Here is a 15,300-nt window from a genome sequence, read left to right on the forward strand (position 1 = left end):
CTTTTTATTTTTTACTTCTAAACTCATAAACTCTGAACTCTCTCAAAATCCGCCCGGTCTTCCACCGCCCCCTGGAAAACCACTACCACCGGGAGCACCACCGCCTTCAAAATCCCCTCTTCTGTTGTTATTCTGAACCGGCATTTTTCCAAAATTCCTTAAAGTGTATGTGAAAGTCAGCATGGCGTATTGTGTTAAAACACGGCTTGTTACATCTTGTACGTATGTTTCAGTGACAGTACGGCTGATGCTGTTATTTTGTTTCAGGATATCAAAAACTGTAAGTTTTAATTCACCGGCATTATTTTTCAGGAATTTTTTGCCAACACTTGCATTCCATAAAGTAAAGTTCTGATTATATCCGGCTCCCAGTCCTCTGTAAGACTGGTTACTAATATCTGACTGCACTACAAATCCTTTACCAAAAATCCAGTTCACGCGGCCGGTAATTGACTGTGTATAATAGTTGTTATTTAGATTCGGCTGTATAGAATTACGAACCACATTATAGTTTCCTGAATAAGAAGCCGTAAAATCCAGATTTTCGCTGATATTACTACTCACTACCAAACCCTGCGAATAAGCATAGGTGTTTGAAAAATTGGAAACATCATTGATCATACCAGGAGAACGCACATAATTAAAGCCACTTGTCAGGTTAACGTTCAGTTTTACAGGCGCTATTGGTTTTCCATATGTAAGGAAAGTACGTGCATTCCAGCTTCCGTCAACATTAATTGGTGAGGTAAGCTTGGCCCCCTGTTCAAGCACAATACCGTTTGGCAAAGTCGTAGGTTCCTGGGCAATGAAAGTAGAATTTACAATCGCATTGTTTGTTTGCGTCACCGACACCATAGCATTGAAATTATACGGACGATTGGCTCCTGCAAGCGAATAACGCATATTAAACATGTTTCTGTATTCCTGTTTCAGATCAGGATTCCCCGCAGTAAGAGACAATGGATTGCTGTTGTCAATCACATTTTGCAATTGGGTAATTGATGGCTGGTTGGTTGAACTACGGAAGAAAGTCCGGAATTGCGTGCCTGATTTCGAGCGGTAAGTCAGCATCAAGTTTGGCAGGATATTAGTAAACGACTGGTCAACCGTACCAACATGCGGTGCTAACTGGCGACTGTATAATCCTGTATTCTGCAAATCAACACCAATATTGGCCGACCAGCTATTTTTACGATACCGGTAGCCAATACCTGCACGGTTTGTTGTGTATCTGTTGTCAAAATTATTAGAAAGAAGCGTATCCAGATCAGAATAGGTATTTTGATCAAAAGCCATGTTATAGGTTTCCTTCTGGGAATTACTGTTGCTTACCGTCAGGCCATAATTAAATTGAAGCTGTCCGGTTGTACTGATCGGTTCCGTGTAGATCAGGTTTCCACCCAATGTAGTTCCATTCGAGTTGGTATAACTTTGCTGATCAATGGTATCTCCCCGCATTTCTATATTCTGAAAGTACATGTTTTTAGAATATAGATTACTGCTGCCGTTTTTATCATTCAGCTGTGTGTTCAGGTTAAAAGAAATACTTCTTCCTTTTTTGCTGAATGCGTGACGGTAAAGAATATCATTGTTAAAATTGTATCCGCTGGTTTTGCTGTTCTTGTCATTATCCGAACTGTTCAGGTTACTGCCATGCGCCAGGCTCGTTAAACCTGCTTTCACACTTCCCGAATGATTGTCCTGAAAACTAAGACGAGGCGTAATGATCAATGAGTTATTTTTATCAATGGAGTACTCAACCCGAAAGTTAATTCTGTGATTGGAATTGGTAGTAGAAGTACGGCTTAGTTCGTTATAAAATTGGTTTCCGGTTCCGCCTGATAAAAAATATTGCTGTTCCGTATTTTGTGTGTTGGTATTGCCAGTCCTGTTAAAGAAATAGCTTCCTGTAACGTCGACTTTTTTGCCAAATTTGTTTGCATAATTCAGTCCAAAAGAATTGGTTCCCGTGATACCGCTTTGGTTGCCTACCAGGAAGTTGTTGGATGCACCACCACCTCCTCCCCTTGCGTTGCCGCCACTGCTTCCGCTCACTCCCAGCAGATCCTGGCTCGAAAAGTTTTGCATATTGATATTATTGCTCAGGCCAATCACTGAAATCCGCTGGTCACCTTTGAAAAAACTGACATTACCACCTGCCTGATAACGACCATCCAGACCAATTCCTGCAAACACTTTTCCGAATTGTCCAGCCTTTTTATCTGCTTTGGTAACAATATTGATCGTTTTTTGTCCGCTGCCATCGTCAAAGCCGGTGAACTGTGCCTGATCGCTCAGTTTGTCAAATACCTCAATTTTATCTACAATTTCAGCAGGTAATGATTTCAAAGTAAGCGCGGCATCATCTCCAAAAAATGGCTTACCGTCTACCAATACACGATTCACTGTTTCACCGTGCGCCGTTACTGTCCCATTTGTAATTGTAATTCCCGGCATTTTCTGGATCAGGTCTTCCGTAGTCGCATCACGGTTTGTTTTAAAAGCCGCCGCATTGAATTGTGTCGTATCACCTTTTTGTTCCATGGCCGTCACCTGCCCCACAACCTTCACCTCTTTCAGGGTCGAGGCCGTTTCCACAAGTTGAAAAGTACCCATATCCTGCACATCAGAACTGATAGTAACAATGCGCGAAACATCTTTATAACTCAGGTATGTAACCTTCACCAGATAAGCAGTTTGCACGTTCAGGCCCGAAAACGAAAACTTCCCGTTCACATCCGTAGTAACATATTCAGGCTTGGCATCCGGCACATTACGGCTCACCGCCACATAAGCGCCAACGACAGCCGAACGGTTTGTACTATCAATGACAGTTCCCGTAATCTGCGCATTTTGTGCCTGTGTATATGCTGAAAACGAAAGACATATAAAGAACAGGAAGAGAGTGGTTATTCGGTTCATGATTTCTGGTAAAAAGGTGTTCGCAAGGTTAGAGCACCTTTTCCCGGAATAGTTTAACCGGTTATTGTGTATTGGGGAAATGATCTGCTGATTGGATGGTTTTGTCGATGAGTCGGGAGGATTTGCCGATGGAGGTTAGTTTTTCAAATTTAAGAAAAATGTGAAAATGACTTAAAAGATTTGAAAAACACTTATTATTTCCGGTAATTGTGAAAAGTGCTTAAAAGAATGAGCCGTTGCCTGTATCTTCACAGACTTACTTTACTTGTATTTTTATATTTATAATACAGGAATTCCATGTAATCTTTATTAGTGTCCCGCCAGCGAGTCTGTACAGTAAATGGCAGCTTGTCTTATAACTTAATACTGTCTTTTTGCCCCGCTAATTCTTTCATACTTACAGGAGCCAGCGTATGCCCAAACATCGCCAAAACCTGATTTACCTTTTTCATATTAAGATTTTCTTTCCCCTGCTCTATTATCCTGACCACAGTAAGCGCAACCCCGGCACGTTCTGCAAACTCTTCCTGTGTATGGTTTACTTCCTTGCGTTTAACTTTAACAAATTCAGACAGTGATTTCATTATATGCATTTGCATCGATTATATGTAAATGTATATACATTATATGTGATTGCATATAGTTTTTAGAAATCTAGATGAATTATATTCGATTGCATATAATTAAGGCTTAAAATTAATGCTGATCATCTACGATTAGAATGAACTGCCAATTATTGTTCATCTCTTTTAATATGAGTGCCTGAATATTTAATCCGAAAAGTACCTGATTCATAATATTATCTGCCGTAGGTATATTTGGTGGGTAGAAAATCGATTGTTATATGAGCACGAGGCGTTCCGATGGAACGCTTGGTAATGTCTGTGCTGGTGTTTTTTCTACCCACGAATTGTACCTACGGCACAAGATAGAAATGCGTCTTAACCACTTCACAAATTCTACTTTTACTACAATTGATGGGAATTTCTATTCTATTAAAATCAACTTATCATTAATATAAAGACCATAAATTCACCTTCATTCCATTATTCCAATCAATTTCGATAAGGTGTAAACTTAATTCCTTTTATTTCTTGCAGGTAAGCTGAATAACCAAAATTAGCAACGATAATTATCATGATAATGAGGAAACAGACCGGTGTAACTATTTTTATTTTTTCTGAAAATCTCATCTTTTTAAAAGGAATCAGCGAAATTAACAGACCAGGAGTCAACCCAAATAGAACAATAGTTATCAAACTGCCAACCAAATCAATAGCAAATATTGCCCTATCATCAAGATCAGTAGAATTATACGCTGCAAAATATTTAAACTGGATGAAGAAGTGAACCAGTATCATCAGGAAAACAGCAATCCAGATTATTTTTAATTTCATTTTAACAGGCATATTTAGTTAATAAATTTCATCCATTTGCGAGGATATTGTAAAGTAAGAAATTTCGAAATTCTGATATTATCTGCCGCAGGTAGATCTAGTGGGTAGAAAACCAATTGCTGAACATGACACGAGTCGTTCCGATGGAACGCTTAGTAATATCAGTACTGGTATTTTTTCTACCCACGAATTGAACCTACGGCACAAGGTACAGATGAGCACTCTTAGTAACTATAAGACCAATTCGGTCATTTTACCCAGAACTTCGTGGTACCGATTTGGAATATTGGACTTTTTAGAGCCAATTAAAGTTCTTGGATGTTTTGTTTGAAAAGTAAGGGCAGGCAGTGAACCATCTGTAACAGAAAATTTAGTCAAAAAACCATCTGACATTATAACTTCCCTGTCAGGATTAAACACTTTATTGATCCAGCCATCGTATTTAATTCCTGTAAGAAAAACAACAATATCAGGTTTCAGAATAGCAATTTCAGTTTTTAGTAATTCAAAACCCTCTGCATTTCTTTCTTGCAGTTTATAATCTGGTGTCGTGCTGTTACAATCAAATTTTGAAATGTTTGTCCAAAGAAATCCATTGGTTTTTCTTGATACATCTGCATTTTGCCAATTGATATTATAAAAAAGCTTCTTGAAAAATTCCAGAACGGGCTTTTTAAATATCTTAAAGGCTTATTGTCTTTATAGTCAGCAGATTTACCAAGATTAAAATTTGAGTAATTTGTCTGTAACTCCTGCAAAGTTGGTTCGAGATTCATTTGTCCCCAACTATGCGTTTCTTGCCCTACGAACAGAACTTTATTTTCCATTTTTTCATAATCGTCGAAAACGTCCATGAGTAATGGAGCGGAAACATTATTTTCCCAGAATTGGCTGTAAATGGAGTTTAGATAGATTTGGTAGGTTTCTTGTAATTGTTGGTTGAGGGTTGGGATATTCATGTTTGAAATAAAACTGTTATTTTAATATGGAAATTCTCGTTTACTATCAGTTAAATAATATAATAAAAGCGCACGGCTTATTTTATAATATTCGTAAAAGTCATCTGCTTCTAAAAAAGGATTCCAATCAGAACCCCATTTAGTTTCTGGATGAACAAACTGAATTCTTTTCTTGTACGCTTCTTTGATATAATCAAACAAATCGCTCCCATCTGGAAATTCTTCAGCAAATTTTGTTTCGAGAAATTTAAGATTCATTTTGCCTTTACCACCCCACTTTTGATACAATAACTGTAAGTTGCCTTCCAAACTAAACAGGACGTGCCCAATGGCATCCTCAGCAAATGTACGGTTGTCCCAAAGCATTATTGCCTTCATTAGATGTACAGAAGTCCTCATTAATAATTGATTTCTCACGCTGTATGCCTTTAAGAATGCGAAAAAATCGATTTGACAATTAATAAAATCCTTGAAATGGTAACCAATTTGATTAGCATCTTTTTGCTCTCCTCCATAGTAAGATTGCGAACTGAATTGCAATTTAAAGGACATCAATTCCATAAATACACTTACTATGAGATTATCTGGAATATTATCTACTATCCTTGCATCCAATTCCAGAGTCTCGAAACTGTTAAAATATATATGGTCTAAGCTTTTTGAGGAACAAATAATAGCTGTTGCAAATTTTAATTCATTCCTAGTAATTATTGTAATCTCCGACGAATTATTAAAATGTGTTTCGCTTTGGTAATTATTTTTAGTTAATAAAACCGGTTTAAGATTATACGTAGTGTATCTAAAATTACTGTATGAGAATGAAATGTCAGGATAAAAACCTAGGCTTCCTAAAATTCGAAAACGATAAAAGTATTTTGTTTTATTAAAATTTAATTTGCTTGAAACTATATTAAAAAGTTCAACTTCCTTCTTCTTCAAGTGGATGTTTGCAGGTATGTATGAAAGTAACTTATTTATTATTTCAGGACAAATGAGATAATCTTTCAAGTGAATAGGTGGCTGACCCGCTGACAATAAATATAAAATTTTATCGAATATGTAAGACAGAGTTTCCTTATTCTGAGAGGTCTCCCGAGTAAGTTTTTCAACCATATCTTCTAATGTTTTCTCAAGGCCTTCCCTTTTAGAAAAATCCAATTTTCGAATATTTTAAGTCAATTTTAATATTATCAGACTAATTCGCTAAATTTTGTATTTCTTTCACTTCTTAAGCTTCCCGCAAAACCTGCTGCATCAACTGTTCATTTTGCTGTTGACTTTGTCAATACCTCTTCCAGGTATTGCGTTTGTTTGTACCAACCAGCAGTTTCAATGGCAGGAGAAATGAATTTGGTACAGATATCACGTTCGGAGAGTAGTTTTTTATTCATAGGGTAAATTTTTCCCAATGTACTGATTTTAGTAAGAAGAGTACTAATAGTTACATTTCGGCATATCGAGCAATACTGCTGGCCTTTACAATCCATCCAAGTTTATCAACCTACCCCAAAATTTATTAAATTGAATTTTCCTTACTTCTTTTACAAAAACCTCTTACTTTGTAAAAATCACTTTCCAGCCATGATCAATACATTTTATAAAAATTCTGCTCTCCTTTTGTTTGCTGCTGTTTTCCTGTTTGGCTGTACAGATTCAAAGGATAAATTTCCCAATGAATGGAGTTTCGACAAATCTGAAATTACGGATAACCAGCCAGCCAGTACCGAGAAACTCAATGTGGATGTCTATCTGGATGTTACGGGCTCGATGGAGGGATTTGCGGGTTCTTCGAGTACAAATAATTTTGGCAAACTACTAGATGATATTGAATCTACCTGCCAGAATACCTGGAAAAAAACGGATATTAAATACTATAAATATGGAAGCAGAGTTGATACGATACAGCGCGCGGAATTTGTATCCGCTAAAAGTGACAGAAATACGTTTAAAGGAAAGGACATTAATAACAAGACGGATTTTACCAATGCCATTCAGAATACGGACCCGAAAAGAGTCAGTATTTTTATTACTGATCTGTTTTATAACAACAATGATGTCAATTCGGTAGTGGCTGCAATCAAGGAAAGAAGTATCAAAAATGGCATTGAAATTGGTGTTGTGGGTTTGTCCAGCGATTTCGACGGATGTGTGGGTGACCTGGGGCCCGGCGTTCCGTGTATGCCGGTTAAAGCGCCCAGACAGATTTTTGCTCTTGTTTTTGGTGACAAAACCAACATTGGTTTGTTCTGGAAGAGTCTGAGTAAAAAGTCCTATATCATGCCAAGTCAGTTTTTGCTGCTTACGAATAAACCAACAACAGATTTTACGGTTAAACTGGATAAGGACAGAAAAAGCAAATCGATCAATAAAAGCAGTCTGCCTAAAAAAGACTGGGAGAAATATGAAACGATTTATGCTTTCACAATGAAGGAACGGGAAAAAGAGGCTTTGTTGCATCTGGATATGACTTTGCAGTCGGAGAAGGATATGCCGGTTTTTACTGAAAAGAATCTCAAGACGATGGTTTTTAAAAGATCAGCAGCCAGTAAAGATTCCGTTGCGGCAGACAATGAAGTGAAATTCAGTAATCTTAAATTTTCGGGCAAACAGCTTACAGCCGATGTTGAATTGTCGAATACTGATCCCGAGGGAAAGTATTCTTATGCTGTTTATTTGGGACTGGACAATACGATTCCGCTGCTTATGCCGGCATGGGTCAAAAAAATGAGCACGGATTCCAACAGTGATGTTAAAGATGGCAAAACACTGAATCTGGAAAAGCTGCTTACCGATATTTCAACAAGCCATGTTACGGCCAGGCAGCCTAAAATTGCCAAGTTTTATATCTATCTGGAAAAGAAATAATAAAAAAATAAAATCTAAACCTTCGAGTAAAAATGAATAAGAGTCCGATTAATTATTTACTAACTGCGGTTATTGGTGCTGTTCTCTGGGCAGTCATGGCTATTTTCCTGGCCAGTTATTTTTCAGAAAACCCAAGTCTTGCTGCAAAATACCCGGAAGATCTGGCCACAGAATTACGTTTTGTTTTTGGTCTCGGAACCTTACTGAGTGTTGGATTTGCCTGTTACTGGTACTATTACGGAAGCCAGGACAGAGTTGCAGGGGAATTGTCGGCAGCTAAAACGAAATGGAGGTCTTTCTTTTTTGTACAGATACTCATTGCAGTAGTGCTGACTTTTGTGATCGTTATCCAGAACAGAAAAGAAGGCATTGAACCGGAATGGTTCATCACTTATTTTGGCGTGCTTTGTTTGCTGACTTTCATATTATTCTGGGTTACGACCTTTCTTTTTTCGCCCCGTACGGTGAAATTTATTCCATTCGGCAAATAACTAATTTCCTTCATCATGATCAAAAACGTATTAATAGGAATAGGCGGTACCGGTTCCAGAGTGATTGAATCCGTTGTGCATTTGTGTGCGGCAGGATTAGGTCCGGATAAATTGCATATTTTCATGATCGATCCGGATCAGGGAAATGGTAATCTGACGAGGACAAAAACACTAATTAAAAAATATACTGAGCTGAGACAGAAATTCCAGCGGACAGGAAAAAACAATTCTTTTAAAACTGAAATTATTATCCCGCCAGGTGACGAACCTTTTATCTGGAGTATATTTGAAGAGCGGGATTATAATCTGGCTAAATTTATCAACTACGATAATACAGCCAAGCAATGGCCTGAAATTGCAGATCTTGCCAATATCCTGTTTACCGAAAAAGAACTTACTACGCCTTTAAACGAAGGATTCCGGGGACATCCGTCCATTGGTGCTGTGGTAATGGCCGATCCGCCCATGAATAAGTATCCTTTCAAAATGCTGTGGGATGGAATTGAATCCATGGGCAAAAATGACCTGAGGGTTTTTATCGTCGGTTCCATTTTCGGAGGAACGGGTGCTGCCGGATTTCCAACGCTTGGATCACGCCAGCTGATTAAATTCAATGAAGCCATGCATGCCAGTCTGGGAGGCGAAAACAGCCGTGTACTGCTTGGCGGCGCTTTGGTACTGCCCTATTTCAGTTTTGCGGTGGATCATACCAGAAGTCAGACCGATTCGATGTTTGTAACCACAAGTGATTTCCCGATTGCTACCAAGGCCGCCCTGCAATATTATAATGATAAAGAACTGGGTTTTGACAATTACTATTTCATTGGAGATTCTCTAGCACAGCAGGTTGGGGAATTCAGCGTCGGAAGTTCTACTCAGGAAAATAAACCGCATTATATTGAGATGGTAAGTGCACTTGCCGGATTTGATTTTTTTGAACAGGCCAGCGGAAGTTCCGGAGATGAAAAGAAATACTTTCTGGCAAGCCGGGAAACTGAAAAAATTGACTGGTCAGTTTTGCCGCTCACACGCATCAGTGCTAATCTTACAGACCAGAGAAGAAAATTCAAAAGTGCCGTTTCTGATTTTACCATTTTTGCATATACCTATTTAACCTACGGAAAAAAAGAACTGAAAATGTCGCATAAGGACGTTTCCATTCAGCCATGGTATTCTGATAATTTCAAGAGAGATTACAAAGAAGAAAGTCCGTTATACAATCCGCGCCATAGCCAGAACAGTGATCTGTATGCAGTGGCGGATGATTATCTGAACAGTTTTCTTTTCTGGATAAGTTCGATGGATGATAAAGAAAAGGTGGCGTTGATTGACAGTGAAAAGCTTACGCGAGGTGCTATTACATCAACTAAAAAATTGGATCTGATTGATCCCGAAGAAAACCGCGGAAATATTGGCCAGGTTATAAAAGGAGAATCCAAGCACCTTGATTTCAATGCGTTCCGGGCTGGTGACGGGCTTCAGGACGCCATTATTAACAACAATACCATCAGTGCCGGAAGCAAATACCTGAATATTTTTTATGATGCCGCGGCCAGGTTTAATTCCAAAAATCTGGTGAATAACTAAATCTTCCTGATCTATTATGCCACAAAAACATTTATACCTTCCTAAGCTGGTCACTGGTGCAGATATCAGTGAACCGGCTTCTGATGCACTTTGGGAAGATAAACAACGAAAAGTAATATTATCTATAAGCAACGGAATCGAACTGGACGAGTCTGCCCAGACGAGAGGCGTTTCTTCGATCCCTGATATTTATGCAAGGCCATTAACATTCCTGGGCGCATTGCGTTCAGAAAACCATCCGTTGCGTCAACGAATTGTGCAGGAATGGAGAGGATTACTGAGTTTACTGGCATTGCATAGTGTAAAACCCGATCTGGGAAAACTGCAAATTCTGCCCGTAGCATTTAACAATGAAGCATTTTGTACTGCCTTAAAAAACCTGGCTCCAAAAAGTATTCAACTACAAAAAAACGGTACGGAATATAGCTGGACAGATGTATTAATCATTAAGTTTGGTGATATTCCAATCGGTGCATTTTCTCCTGCTACGCTGGTGTACACATCGGCCGATTATAACAGGAAATTGAAAGACCTGCCCGGATTCGCTCTAAAAGATAGCGACGGCTATTTAAAAGCGCCTGCCAAATCGGAAGGACTGGAATATGTAGGAAAATGGCTGGAAAACTTTATTGCACAATTCAATGCCATTGCCCAGACCAGTGTTTCAGACACCAACGGACATTTGTATGTGGGTGATATGAACAAGCTTCTGGATACGTGGCTGAAAGAAATTAAAGTTGAGCTTGGTGTAGCGCCGCATGACAGCATTCAATCCGTTAAAGTTAAAATAGCGGAGGAAATTCCTGAGGATATCAGTAAGAACCAACCCGGTTTTTTGTCCCGTTATGGCATTTATCAGGAATTGCTTAAACCGCTGATCAAGGAAGATTCCACGGGCGATGGTTTTAAATCGGATTACAGCCTAAGCATGGAGAGAAATCATTCCGGCTTCAAGGAAGTTGTAATCATCACTTCGTCGCTTTTAAAACAGAACAAAAATCTTTGGGATGGAACACATCCGGGTGAATTAGGTGAAATAAACGATTCCTTCATTTCCGGCTTTTTCCCAGGTTCTTCTGGTACGGAAATTAACCGTATCAAATTACAGAATGACAACTCGATATGGGTTCGGCCTGCATTATACTTCCTGACGGATACACTGTTAAAAAATAAAACAGACTATGATATTCTGAATACGGATGAGCGCTTTTTAAATGCAGGAAACACAGAATTTTTGTTGCCGTTTAAAAAAGAAATCCTTCAATTTTTCACACCTGACCAGATTCAGGATATCCTGAAACCAACTTTTTCCAAAACAGACGGTAAGGTAGAATTTACATTTACGATCCCACTGGTAAGTGGACAGTCGGTTGAAATAAAGAAAACTTACCGGTCTAAATCCGATGGATGGAGAATAGGTGACGGAGAAATAGTTGAACTGGAAGTACCGGTTCTGGATATATTCCCCAATTTTCTGGGCGATTTCTGGTGCCAGTATTTTATCCTTTGTTCGGACAGCGATAAATTCAGGATCACTCCGGTTAATTACGCCACACCTTTTGGACTCACAAGAAAAGAGCAGCGACTGGAAACGGATACTTCTAACAGTAAAGCGGAGATCATCAAGGTTTCAGGTTATAATTCATTTCCCGAAGCATTGGAATTACAGGATCTGAAAAATCCATTGGGAATTATTTTCCTTAGAAAGAACCCGGAAATAACGGACGGAGGTTTTGATAAAGAAGAACTGGTTACGATCGGTGTGGATTTTGGTACTTCCAATACCAATATTTATTATCTAAAAAACAATCATCCGCAACGTCTGAAACTGGAATTCACCAAATATGTAAGGAGTGTTTTCAATTCAGTGCCTGCAAAAAGATCCAATCTTTCGAATAACTTTTTTGTCCCGACACAGGATATTGAACTGCCTACGCCTACTACGCTGCGAAGATTTACTTCCGGGGTTTCGGAGAACCTCCTTTTGGATTTCTTTATCTATTTCCCGAACGAGTATACCTATCCAAGAAACGTATTTTCTAATATCAAATGGGATTCGGATGATTCTAAAATGAATTCTTTCATTCAGGCACTGTCATTTCTTTTGCTGATCGACCTGGTAAAAAACAGGCTTGGAAATATCAGGTTTAAATGTACCTATCCAAAGTCATTTTCAGATCAGCGGCAAAGTGCTTACAATGCTATGTGGAAAGCTTGTCTGTCATCGGCTTTTGTATTTGATACAGATCTGAAAGAATCACAGGACTCAAAATGCCTCATATATGTTTCGGCTGACCAGAATCAAAAAAGATCCTATATCAGTAATGACGGGACTTATTTTACAATTCCAACCAAAACAAACGGTGTATTTAATATAGACATTTCACCCATTTTTGTATCCGAAGGAGAATCAGCAGGACATTATTTTTCAAGCCCACAGATTTATTCAAACAATACTGACCGGGCCAACAAAACATTTGGAGCCGTTTGTATTGACGTAGGTGGCGGTACAACAGATTTTAGTGTATGGTTCGATAACAGAATTATTTATGACTGTTCTATAAAACTGGCTGGTGGCCAGTTATCAAGTGTAATCAAAAGTAATCCAAGGATATGGTCATTGCTTTTTTCCGCAGAAGCGGTCAATGCATTACAAAATGTGATAAATCATGACGTCCAGTTTTCATCAGTACTTAATTATGTACTAAAAAAAGAAGATGAGGAAATAGGAAGAAGGTTAATTAGTCATGTAAATAACAGGGATATCGCCTGGCTTCGTCGCACTCTCGCCATTGAATTCGCTGCTTTATCATTTTATGCAGGTCATATCTGTCTTGCTATTGATGAATTTTCCGGAAAGAAATTGTCATCTGCTATCAAAGAACACGGTATCAGGCTTCACTGGGGAGGAAATGCGGCCAAATTTATCAATTGGATCGATTACGGAAAATATGATGCAAATGGAATAGCTGTAAAATTCCTGAATGCCATGTTCCTCAACGCTATTATCAATCCTTTGCTGGAAGCAAGGGTAATGAGGCCCGCGCTATTGGTGCAGGTTCAGTCAAAAAGGCATAAAGATGAAGCCTCGGGAGGTGTAGTACTAATGAACGATCACATTGCAAGTGCGGTAGATGATGCACCGGCATTAGACGATTGGGACATGTACGGGGAAACCAAGGTAGATAAAATGGAAGGTTATGTTGTTGGAGAACCTATTCAGATTTCAGACAAACTTTTACAGCATTTTGATGTAATTTCAAAAGAGATGCTGTTTGATAACAGGACTTCAAAAGTGCGGTCTGTAAAGCTTGAACAGTTTGACGAATTTATCAAATTGCTTAATTTCATTGGCAAACGAACCGGACTCTTTCCGGAAGGCTCGGAAGTAAAACTCTCAGAAGTAAATAAAACCTCGATCCGTTCTGAAATTATTAGTGAATTTGGCGATATCGCATTGTTAGAGGAGTCTAAAAGGACAATTCAACCCGTGTTTATCATGGCTGTAAGCCGACTTTTAACAGAATATAGTAACATAGCAAGATGATCCCGCACGTAGGTATAGATTTGGGTACAACATTTTCGTGTGTCAGTTTTCTGGATGAAAACGGTATTCCCGTTATTATCAGGAGCAGTGACGGACAGCAAACAACGCCCTCTGTAATATGGTATGATGGAAAAGTTGCATATGTAGGAAAAAAGGCCAACGACCGGAAATTACAGGTAAATTCCCCTATTTATGAATTTATTAAAAGAGATATAGGAAAAAAGGTTGCCCATAGATATGTAATCAATGGTTGGGATTTTGGTGCATGCGGAATGTCTGCCGTTATTCTCAAAAAATTAAAAATGGAGGCCTTTTATCACTTTAAAAAAAAGGGATGGCTTTCTCCTGATGATACAATTCAAAATCTGATTATTCCTGCAGTAATTACTGTTCCTGCATACTTTGGGTCAAAAGAACGTCATGAAACAAAATTGGCAGGAAATGCTGCCGGCTTTGAAGTAATTGCCATTATTAATGAACCAACAGCAGCCGCACTGACCTACGGATTTAATTTATCTGACTCAAAAAAAATCCTTGTATTTGATCTGGGCGGTGGGACCTTTGATGTAACGATATTACAAATTGGTAATGGTGAGGCAAAAGCAATTGCTTCGGATGGTGCAGATCAGCTTGGCGGAAAGGATTGGGACGCGATTATCGAAAATTATTTGTTCGCAGAATTCGAACGTCAGACCCAAAACGAAATTCCTGATGATATGAGCTGGGAGTTGCAAAAACAGGCTCTCGAAAGTAAATACCAGCTTTCGGAAAACCCGGAAGCATCTATATTCCTGAATGCCTCGGGAAGTAATGCGGAAATAACTTTGTATCGTGAAAGGGAAGAAGACGACTTTGCTTTTTATGGCGATGGGCTTAGTGCGCTGGATGAGGATAACAAATTCTATTTTGAAGAGCGTTCGGAAAACTTACTTACACTTTGTAAAGCGATCATGCATAGTATGCTTGAAAAAGCAAAACTTACGTGGAATGACATTGACGATATTGTACTGGCCGGCGGTTCATCCCGAATGCCAATGATCCCCAAAATGCTGGAAAATATTTCCGGAAAAGCGATCAGGCGGAATATACCAGGATATAATTTTGATACAGCGGTTTCCCAGGGTGCTGCACTTTATGGAAGGAATACAAACCGGGTGATTGACATCAGTTCCAAATCTATCGGAATAGAAGTAAAGCAGGCCGGCAAACCAATTATTGAACATCTGATTAAAAAAAATACGCCACTGCCGTTTAGAATTACCGACACTTTCCCGGCAGAGGAAAATGCCGTATTGCTTGTTTATGAAGGTGAAAGTACCAATCCTGTTGATTGTATTTTAAGAGGCCGGCTTGAACTTGGAAATCCATCAGGACAGGTTATCGTAGGGTTAGCCATTGATATTTCGGGAGTTATTTATGCAACGGTTGAAGCTAATGGAGCAAAAGCGCAGCTCAAAATAAAATCCGATGATGATGATATAGATTTTAAAGAATTGAAGGAGAAAATTGATCTAATTGATATAAGGCTTTAA

General features: G+C 38.8%; 10 protein-coding genes. 5 read left to right on the forward strand and 5 right to left on the reverse strand.

Annotated elements, in window-relative coordinates:
- Positions 1-42: 42 nt before the first annotated feature.
- The 5 genes from KZC02_RS05345 to KZC02_RS32445 all read right to left on the reverse strand — a co-directional run bounded on the left by KZC02_RS05345 (position 43) and on the right by KZC02_RS32445 (position 6,669).
- A complete protein-coding gene (locus tag KZC02_RS05345; protein ID WP_221393163.1) occupies positions 43-2,922 on the reverse strand; it encodes an outer membrane beta-barrel protein in 2,880 nt (959 codons plus the stop codon).
- Between the two features lie 353 nt (positions 2,923-3,275).
- Positions 3,276-3,506, reverse strand: coding sequence for a helix-turn-helix domain-containing protein (locus KZC02_RS05350; protein WP_221393164.1), 231 nt, complete (start codon positions 3,504-3,506; stop codon positions 3,276-3,278).
- 1,310 nt (positions 3,507-4,816) lie between these two features.
- Positions 4,817-5,278 carry a hypothetical protein gene (locus tag KZC02_RS05355; RefSeq protein WP_221393165.1) on the reverse strand — a complete coding sequence of 154 codons (462 nt, stop codon included), beginning with the start codon at positions 5,276-5,278 and terminating at the stop codon, positions 4,817-4,819.
- Positions 5,279-5,299: 21 nt separating this feature from the next.
- Entirely contained in the window at positions 5,300-6,436 is a 1,137-nt protein-coding gene (locus KZC02_RS05360; protein ID WP_221393166.1) for a hypothetical protein, read from the reverse strand.
- 104 nt (positions 6,437-6,540) lie between these two features.
- Positions 6,541-6,669 (reverse strand): hypothetical protein, encoded by a 129-nt coding sequence (locus KZC02_RS32445; RefSeq protein WP_255637274.1) that lies wholly within the window; start codon positions 6,667-6,669, stop codon positions 6,541-6,543.
- 190 nt (positions 6,670-6,859) lie between these two features.
- On the opposite strand from KZC02_RS32445, the gene KZC02_RS05365 reads away from it, so the two are divergent.
- The 5 genes from KZC02_RS05365 to KZC02_RS05385 are packed head-to-tail and all read left to right on the forward strand — an operon-like array spanning position 6,860 to position 15,300.
- The gene (locus KZC02_RS05365) at positions 6,860-8,143 is read left to right on the forward strand and encodes a hypothetical protein (RefSeq protein ID WP_221393167.1); all 1,284 of its coding nucleotides are present in this window, start codon (positions 6,860-6,862) and stop codon (positions 8,141-8,143) included.
- Between the two features lie 32 nt (positions 8,144-8,175).
- Positions 8,176-8,634: a hypothetical protein gene (locus KZC02_RS05370; protein WP_221393168.1), complete on the forward strand. Its 459-nt coding sequence runs from the start codon at positions 8,176-8,178 to the stop codon at positions 8,632-8,634.
- A 15-nt stretch (positions 8,635-8,649) separates the two neighbouring features.
- The gene (locus KZC02_RS05375; protein ID WP_221393169.1) at positions 8,650-10,221 is read left to right on the forward strand and encodes a hypothetical protein; all 1,572 of its coding nucleotides are present in this window, start codon (positions 8,650-8,652) and stop codon (positions 10,219-10,221) included.
- A 16-nt stretch (positions 10,222-10,237) separates the two neighbouring features.
- Complete coding sequence (locus KZC02_RS05380) at positions 10,238-13,768, forward strand: hypothetical protein (protein ID WP_221393170.1); 3,531 nt, start codon at positions 10,238-10,240, stop codon at positions 13,766-13,768.
- Entirely contained in the window at positions 13,765-15,300 is a 1,536-nt protein-coding gene (locus tag KZC02_RS05385) for an Hsp70 family protein (RefSeq protein ID WP_221393171.1), read from the forward strand. Before KZC02_RS05380 ends, KZC02_RS05385 begins: the two co-directional genes overlap by 4 nt.

Origin of the sequence: Dyadobacter sp. NIV53 (assembly GCF_019711195.1) — a bacterium.
Classification (GTDB): domain Bacteria; phylum Bacteroidota; class Bacteroidia; order Cytophagales; family Spirosomataceae; genus Dyadobacter.